Here is a 450-nt window from a genome sequence, read left to right as displayed (position 1 = left end):
CAACGGGATCGACAGCTACTTCCCGCAGGATGGCAACGGCGGCTACCGGGTCACCCAGTACGACCTGACGCTGCGTTTCGATCCGGAGACCACCGATGTGAACGGCACGATGGTGATCCGCGCGGCCGCCACCCAGAACCTGTCGAGCTTCAACCTGGACTTCTCGGATCTGGGAACGGTGACGGCCTCCGTGGACGGCCGGCCGGCCGCCACCGAATTCAGCGGCGAGCACGAGATGACTGTCACGCCGGACAAGGGCATCCGCACCGGAAGTTCCTTCACGACCACGGTCACGTACGCGTTCAACGAGCAACAGGAGGCCAAGGAACGTGGTCTCGGCGCGCTGGCGGGTTGGGTACGCAGCACCAGCGGTGGCTATGCCAAGGGCGGTGAACCCGAAGGTGCCGAGAACTGGTACCCGTCAAACAACACCCCGGTGAACAAAGCGCC

At 64.4% G+C, this 450-nt stretch carries 1 pseudogene; it reads left to right on the top strand.

From position 1 onward, the window contains the following. A pseudogene (locus BKG60_RS13635) lies at window positions 1-450 on the top strand (M1 family metallopeptidase); the annotation flags it as partial.

The organism is Mycobacterium syngnathidarum, from assembly GCF_001942625.1.
GTDB lineage: Bacteria > Actinomycetota > Actinomycetes > Mycobacteriales > Mycobacteriaceae > Mycobacterium > Mycobacterium syngnathidarum.
The sequence above is the reverse complement of the archived record's forward strand: the minus strand, read 5'-3'. Positions and strand labels throughout refer to the sequence as shown.